This is a genomic window from Aquabacterium sp., from assembly GCF_036279655.1.
In the GTDB taxonomy this organism is placed as follows: domain Bacteria; phylum Pseudomonadota; class Gammaproteobacteria; order Burkholderiales; family Burkholderiaceae_C; genus Aquabacterium.
Window position 1 is genome coordinate 25942 of sequence record NZ_DASUIT010000157.1, and the last position, 6502, is coordinate 32443.

General features: G+C 66.5%; 7 protein-coding genes. All 7 read right to left on the minus strand.

Annotated elements, in window-relative coordinates:
- Nucleotide 1: 1 nt before the first annotated feature.
- Nucleotides 2–388 (minus strand): CrcB family protein, encoded by a 387-nt coding sequence (locus VFW84_RS16890; RefSeq protein WP_329681640.1) that lies wholly within the window; start codon nucleotides 386–388, stop codon nucleotides 2–4.
- Nucleotides 385–897 carry a molybdenum cofactor biosynthesis protein MoaE gene (locus VFW84_RS16895; protein ID WP_329681641.1) on the minus strand — a complete coding sequence of 171 codons (513 nt, stop codon included), beginning with the start codon at nucleotides 895–897 and terminating at the stop codon, nucleotides 385–387. Before VFW84_RS16895 ends, VFW84_RS16890 begins: the two co-directional genes overlap by 4 nt.
- Nucleotides 898–899: 2 nt before the next feature.
- On the minus strand, nucleotides 900–1166 hold the full coding sequence (locus VFW84_RS16900) for a MoaD/ThiS family protein (protein WP_329681642.1): 267 nt from the start codon (nucleotides 1164–1166) through the stop codon (nucleotides 900–902).
- A 19-nt stretch (nucleotides 1167–1185) separates the two neighbouring features.
- Nucleotides 1186–2460: a gephyrin-like molybdotransferase Glp gene (glp, locus tag VFW84_RS16905; protein WP_329681643.1), complete on the minus strand. Its 1275-nt coding sequence runs from the start codon at nucleotides 2458–2460 to the stop codon at nucleotides 1186–1188.
- 21 nt (nucleotides 2461–2481) lie between these two features.
- Nucleotides 2482–3903, minus strand: coding sequence for a threonine synthase (thrC, locus tag VFW84_RS16910; protein ID WP_329681644.1), 1422 nt, complete (start codon nucleotides 3901–3903; stop codon nucleotides 2482–2484).
- Nucleotides 3900–5222 (minus strand): homoserine dehydrogenase, encoded by a 1323-nt coding sequence (locus VFW84_RS16915; RefSeq protein WP_329681646.1) that lies wholly within the window; start codon nucleotides 5220–5222, stop codon nucleotides 3900–3902. The genes thrC and VFW84_RS16915 overlap by 4 nt, the downstream gene beginning before the upstream one ends.
- A gap of 88 nt (nucleotides 5223–5310) precedes the next feature.
- A partial coding sequence (locus VFW84_RS16920) for a pyridoxal phosphate-dependent aminotransferase (RefSeq protein WP_329681645.1) occupies nucleotides 5311–6502 on the minus strand: 1192 nt, incomplete at its 5' end.

A 6502-nucleotide genomic window follows, 5' to 3' on the forward strand; every position in this document is an offset into this window, starting at 1 on the left:
ATCAGAGAGAGAGCCACCAACGCGCCAGACGGGCACCCAGCGCAGCACAGGCCAGTGCACCCAGCACATGGGCCAGTGTGTGCGTCAGGGCCAGCATGCCACGGCCTTTCTCGATCAAGGACAGGGATTCTGCGGAGAAGGACGAGAACGTTGTCAAACCACCAAGAAAACCGGTGACCAGCAGAAGGCGCAGCGGCTCATGGGGAAAGCGCCCCAGCACCACATAAGCCGCCCCCGCCAGGAGGCCCCCCACCGCATTGACGGCCAGGGTGCCCAGCGGAAAGCCCATCCACAAGGGGTTGAGCCACAGGCCCGCCCCCCAGCGCATCAGGGCACCCAGAACGGCGCCCCCAGCCACACAAGCCCCCAGCAGCAGCGGGTGGTTCATCGCGTCGCCCCGGCGTCAGAGGCACCCGGCACCGGCAGCTCGCCCCAGCGCGCCAGGGCTTCATCGTCATGCTCGCGGGCATCGACCCATTGCGCCCCGCCACTGGCGGAGATTTCCTTCTTCCAGAAGGGGGCCCGAGTCTTGAGCCAATCCATCAGGAATTCGCAGCATTCGAAGGCCGCACGGCGATGCGGAGAGGTGACCGCCACCAGCACGATCTGATCGCCCAGGCCCAGGGGCCCGACCCGGTGGATGATGCGCACGCCCAGCGCACCGAAGCGCTCCGCCCCCGTGCGCGCCATGGAGGCCAGGCTGCGCTCGGTCATGCCCGGATAGTGCTCCAGCTCCAGGGTGTGAGCGCCCTCACCTGGCGAGCCCCACTGTCGGACCGTGCCCACGAAACTGGCCACGGCCCCCACCCCGGCGTCGCCCGCGCGCAGGGCGGCCACTTCGGCACCCAGATCGAAATCTTCGGTCTGAACGGAGACGTGGATGCGCGCTTCGGCCATGCTCAGCCCCCGGTCACAGGCGGGAAAAACGCCACCTCGGCCCCGGGGCTCAGGGGCTCGTCAGGGCCGCACATGACCTGGTCGCAGGCCGTGCGCAAGCCCTGATCCGGCCCCAGTGCCCGGGCATGGGCCTCCGAACGCGCGACCAGCCAGTCACGCAGCGCGCCCACGGTGGTCGGCGCAGCCTCACCCAGTGTGGACAGGTCGATGTCTTCGCCCGCGCCCAGGGCCTCGCGGACCTTGGCGAAATATCGAACGGTGATCTTCATGGTCGTCGGCCGTGTCAGGTCAAGCCTGGCACACGGTGAAAGAGGGTTGCAGCCATTGTGACAGGGGCACAAAGGCCACGGTTTGACCTCGCTCGACCGTTTGCCCCGGCGCCAGATCCACCAGGCCATCGGACCAGGCGGCCGAAGTCAGCACACCCGAGCCCTGGTGCGGGAAGATCTCCACCCGGCCCTGCGCATTCAGGCGGGCGCGCAGGAACTCGCGCCGCTTGTCCGCTTTGGGCCAGTCGAAATCCGCCTGCAGGCGCAGCGCCGTCGGCAAGGCCCAGGGCTCGCCCGACAACACGCCCAGCACCGGACGCACCAGCAGCAGGAAGGTCACGAAACTGGCCACCGGATTGCCCGGCAAGCCCATGTAGAGACAGCGGCTGCCATCGGGGCGCGCCAGCCAGCCAAACACGAAGGGCTTGCCCGGCTTGATGGCCAGCGCCCAGAAGGCCAGCCCGCCTTCGGCCTGCACGGCGGCGCGCAGGTGGTCTTCTTCACCCACCGACACGCCACCGCTGGTGATGATCAGATCGTGGTGGGCTGCGGCCTCGCGCAAGGCGGCGCGCGTGGCGTCCAGATCATCCGGCACGACACCCAGGTCGCCCGCGAGGGCGCCGGTCGACTGCACCAAACCGCGCAAGGTGTGGCGGTTGCTGTTGTAGATCGCACCGGGCGGCAAGGGCTCTCCGGGCATGACCAGTTCGCTGCCGGTGGTCAGCACGCCCACCCGTGGCCGGGCGAACACGCTCAAGCGCTGCGCACCGACCGACGCCGCCACGCCCAGGGCGGCAGGACTCAGCCGCAGGCCGCTCGACAGCACCGTCTGCCCGCAGGCGATGTCCTCACCCCGGCGGCGGATGTTCTGCCCAGCCCGCACCTCGTGCAGGAAGCGGATCGGCCCCGCCGGGTCGCTGGTTTCGGTGTGCTCCTGCATCACCACGGCATCGGCCCCTTCGGGCACTGGCGCGCCGGTGAAGATGCGTGCGCAATGGCCCGGCGCCAGGGGCTCGCCCACCTGGCCGGCGGCCACACGTTGCCCCATGGGCAAGGCCTGGCTGGACGACAGGTCAGCCACTCTCAAGGCATAGCCGTCCATGGCGCTGTTGTCCAGCGGCGGCACGTCCACGCGGGACACCAGCGGTTCGGCCAACACACGGCCCAGCGCCTCGATGCTGTCCACGGACTCCCGTGCCAGCGCGGCGCCTTGCTGCACGTGCTGCAGAACTGCGGCCTGCAAGGTGGACCAGGCCTCATCCAGAGGCATCAAGGGCTTGAAGGCCGTGGCCATGGTCTCGTCCTCTCGGCGATGTCAGTCGTTGCAGTGCTGGACGACGTAGTCCTTGATGAACTGGGTGTCGCGCGGGCAGACCGTGAAGCGCTTGGGGCGGTCCTCCAGGCCCTCGAGCCCGGCGATCCAGTGCGGGCGAGCCGGACGCTGGCCGGTCGCCTCAACAATGGTCTCCTCGAACTTGGCGGGCAGTGCCGTCTCCAGCACGATCATGGTCACGCCCGGTTGGCGGTGCTCGCGCGCCACCTTCAGGCCATCGGCCGTGTGGGTGTCGATCAGGGTGCCATCACGCTCGAAGGTGTCACGGATGGTGCGCAGGCGATCGGCGTGCGTGCTGCAACCCGACACGAAGCCATAGCTGGCCACCCGTGCGAATTCCTCGGGCGTGAGCGTGAACACACCGCGCTGCTCGACCTCGTCCTTGAACAGGGCCTTGACGCGGGCGCCATCGCGGCCCAGCAGATCGAACACGAAACGCTCGAAGTTCGAGGCCTTGGAGATGTCCATCGACGGCGACGAGGTCTCGAAGGTCTCGGCGCTGCCGCGCACGCGATAGGTGCCGGTGCGGAAGAACTCGTCGAGCACATTGTTCTCGTTGGTGGCCACCACCAGTTGCGCGATGGGCAGCCCCATCATGCGGGCCACATGGCCAGCACAGACGTTGCCGAAGTTGCCCGAAGGCACCGTGAAGCTGACCTTCTCGGCGTTGGACTTGGTGGCGTAGAAGTAGCCGGCGAAGTAGTACACCACCTGGGCCAGCAGGCGGGCCCAGTTGATGGAGTTGACCGTGCCGATCTTGTACTGGCGCTTGAAGGCCAGGTCGTTGGAGACGGCCTTGACGATGTCCTGGCAGTCGTCGAACACGCCTTCCACCGCCAGGTTGTGGATGTTGGGATCTTGCAGGCTGAACATCTGGGCCTGCTGGAAGGCGCTCATGCGACCATGGGGCGAGAGCATGAACACCCGCACGCCCTTCTTGCCGCGCATGGCGTACTCGGCGGCGCTGCCGGTGTCGCCCGAGGTGGCGCCCAGGATGTTGAGTGTCTCGTGGCGGCGGGCCAGTTCGTACTCGAACAGATTGCCCAGCAACTGCATGGCCATGTCCTTGAAGGCCAGCGTGGGGCCATTGGACAGGGCCTCCAGGCACAGGCCCGGCTCCAGGTGCTTGAGCGGCGTGATCTCGTCAAAACCGTACACCGCCTTGGTGTAGGTCTTGGCGGTCAGGGCCTTCAGGTCGTCGGCGGGAATGTCGTCGATGTAGAGCGACAGGATCTCGAACGCCAGTTCGGCATAGCTCAGACCGCGCCAGCGCGTGAGCGTGGCGTCATCCACCTGGGGGTAAGAGGTGGGCAGGTACAAGCCCCCATCGGGGGCCAGACCTTCGAGCAGGATCTCGGAGAAGCCGCGTTCGGTCTTGTCGCCTCGGGTGCTGATGTATTTCATGCCAACTCTTCCTTGCGCAGACGCACGATGGGCGCCAGCACGCTGGGCAGGGCCTGCATGGCGGCCAGGGCCTGGTTCATGCGGCCTTCCTTGGTGTCGTGGGTCAGGATGATCAGGTCGGTCTGGTTGCCGCCTTCACCACTGACCTCGTCGGCCTCGCGCTGGATGACGGCATCGATCGAGATGCCCTGTTCGGCCAGGATGCCCGTGATCTTGGCCAGCACGCCCGCCTGATCGGCCACGCGCAGGCGCAGGTAGAAGGAGGTGACGACGTCTTCGATCGGCAGGATGGGCAGCGAGGACATCTCATCGGGCTGGAAGGCCAGGTAAGGCACACGCGCCTCGGGTGCGGCATCCAGCAGGCGGGCGATGTCCACCAGGTCGGCGATCACGGCCGAGGCGGTGGGCTCGGCACCCGCCCCCTTGCCGTAGTACATGGTCGTGCCCACGGCATCGCCCTGCACCATCACGGCGTTCATGGCGCCTTCGACGTTGGCGATCAGGCGGCGCATGGGCACCAGGGTCGGGTGGGTGCGCAGCTCGATGCCATGGGCCTGGCGGCGTGCGATGCCCAGCAACTTGATGCGGTAGCCCAGTTGCTCGGCGTACTTGATGTCGGTGGCCGACAGCTGGGTGATGCCTTCCACATGGGCCTTGTCGAACTGCACGGGCACGCCAAAGGCGATGGCACTCATCAGGGTGGCCTTGTGGGCGGCGTCCACGCCTTCGATGTCGAAGGTGGGGTCGGCCTCGGCATAGCCCAGACGCTGGGCCTCCTTCAGCACCACATCGAAGTCCAGGCCCTTGTCACGCATCTCGGACAGGATGAAGTTGGTGGTGCCGTTGATGATGCCGGCCACCCACTGGATCTGGTTGGCGGTCAGGCCTTCACGCAGGGCCTTGATGATGGGGATGCCCCCGGCCACGGCGGCCTCGAAGGCCACGATCACGCCCTTGGCGCGGGCGGCGGCAAAAATCTCGGTGCCGTGCACGGCCAGCAGGGCCTTGTTGGCAGTGACGACATGCTTGCCGGCGGCAATGGCTTCCAGCACCAGGGCCTTGGCGATGCCGTAGCCACCGATCAGCTCGACGACCACGTCGATATCGGGGTTGGCGATGATGGTGCGAGCGTCAGCCACGATCTGGGCCGTGTCGCCCACCAATTCACGGGCACGTTCGGTGTTGAGGTCAGCCACCATGGCGACCTCGATGCCACGACCGGCACGGCGGCGGATTTCCGCCTGATTGCGCTGCAGCACGGTGAAGGTGCCGCCACCGACGGTGCCGATGCCCATCAGGCCGACCCGCACGGGTCGCAGTTGTTGTTGACTCATAGCTTTCTCTCTTGGGGCTCTTATGGGGAATGGGCCCGGCTCAGACCGGGCGCCAGCAATGGATCGGTTCGGCTCAGGTCCCGTGACGCTTGCGGTAGCCGTCCAGGAAACGGGCGATGCGCCCAATGGCCTCGGCCAGATCATCGGCATTGGGCAGGAAGACCAGACGGAAGTGGTCCGGATGGGCCCAGTTGAAGCCCGTGCCCTGCACGATGAGCACCTTTTCTTCGGCCAGCAGCTCGTAGGCGAATTGCTGGTCGTCGGCGATGGGGTAGATCTTGGGGTCCAGGCGCGGGAACATGTAGAGCGCGCCCTTGGGCTTGACCACGCTGACCCCAGGGATCTGGTTGAGCAGCTCGTAGGCCAAGTCGCGCTGCTTGCACAGGCGGCCCGTGGGCGCCACGAGATCCTTGATGCTCTGGTAGCCCCCCAGGGCGGTCTGGATGGCCAACTGGCCTGGCGTGTTGGCGCACAGGCGCATGGAGGCCAGCATGTTGAGGCCCTCGATGTAGTCCTTGGCGTGGCGCTTCTCGCCCGAGACGATCATCCAGCCCGCGCGGTAGCCGCAGGAGCGGTAGTTCTTGCTCAGGCCATTGAAGGTCAGGAACAGCACGTCGTCGGCCAGCGAAGCCATGGAGGTGTGCGTGTGACCGTCGTACAGGGTCTTGTCGTAGATCTCGTCGGCCAGCACGATCAGGTGGTGCTCGCGAGCCACCTGGATGATCTCCTTGAGCAGGCTCTCGGGGTAGAGCGCACCGGTCGGGTTGTTCGGGTTGATGACGACAATGGCCTTGGTGCGCGGCGTGATCTTGGCGCGGATGTCGGCCACATCGGGATACCACTCGGCCTGCTCGTCGCACACGTAGTGAACGGGGCGCCCACCCGAGAGCGCCACGGCGGCGGTGTAGAGCGGGTAGTCGGGCGAAGGCAGCAGCACCTCGTCGCCCTCGTTGAGCAGGGCGTTGAGGGCCATCACGATCAGCTCGGAGGCGCCATTGCCCAGGTAGACGTCATCGACCGTGACGCCCTGGATGCCCTTTTCCTGGCAGTAGTGCACCACCGACTTGCGAGGGGCGAACAGGCCCTTGGAGTCGGTGTAACCGGCGGCACCGGAGAGATTGCGGATCATGTCCTGCACGATCTCGTCCGGCGGCTCCAGCCCGAACACGGCCAGATTGCCGATGTTGAGCTTGATGATCTTGTGGCCGTCTTCTTCCATCTGACGCGCCTTTTCCAGCACGGGCCCACGGATGTCATAACAGACG

Coding starts and splice junctions, on each gene's coding strand:
- VFW84_RS16890 (WP_329681640.1), bottom strand. CDS start 388: ATGAACCACCCGCTGCTGCTGGGGGCTTGTGTGGCTGGGGGCGCCGTT.
- VFW84_RS16895 (WP_329681641.1), bottom strand. CDS start 897: ATGGCCGAAGCGCGCATCCACGTCTCCGTTCAGACCGAAGATTTCGAT.
- VFW84_RS16900 (WP_329681642.1), bottom strand. CDS start 1,166: ATGAAGATCACCGTTCGATATTTCGCCAAGGTCCGCGAGGCCCTGGGC.
- glp (WP_329681643.1), bottom strand. CDS start 2,460: ATGGCCACGGCCTTCAAGCCCTTGATGCCTCTGGATGAGGCCTGGTCC.
- thrC (WP_329681644.1), bottom strand. CDS start 3,903: ATGAAATACATCAGCACCCGAGGCGACAAGACCGAACGCGGCTTCTCC.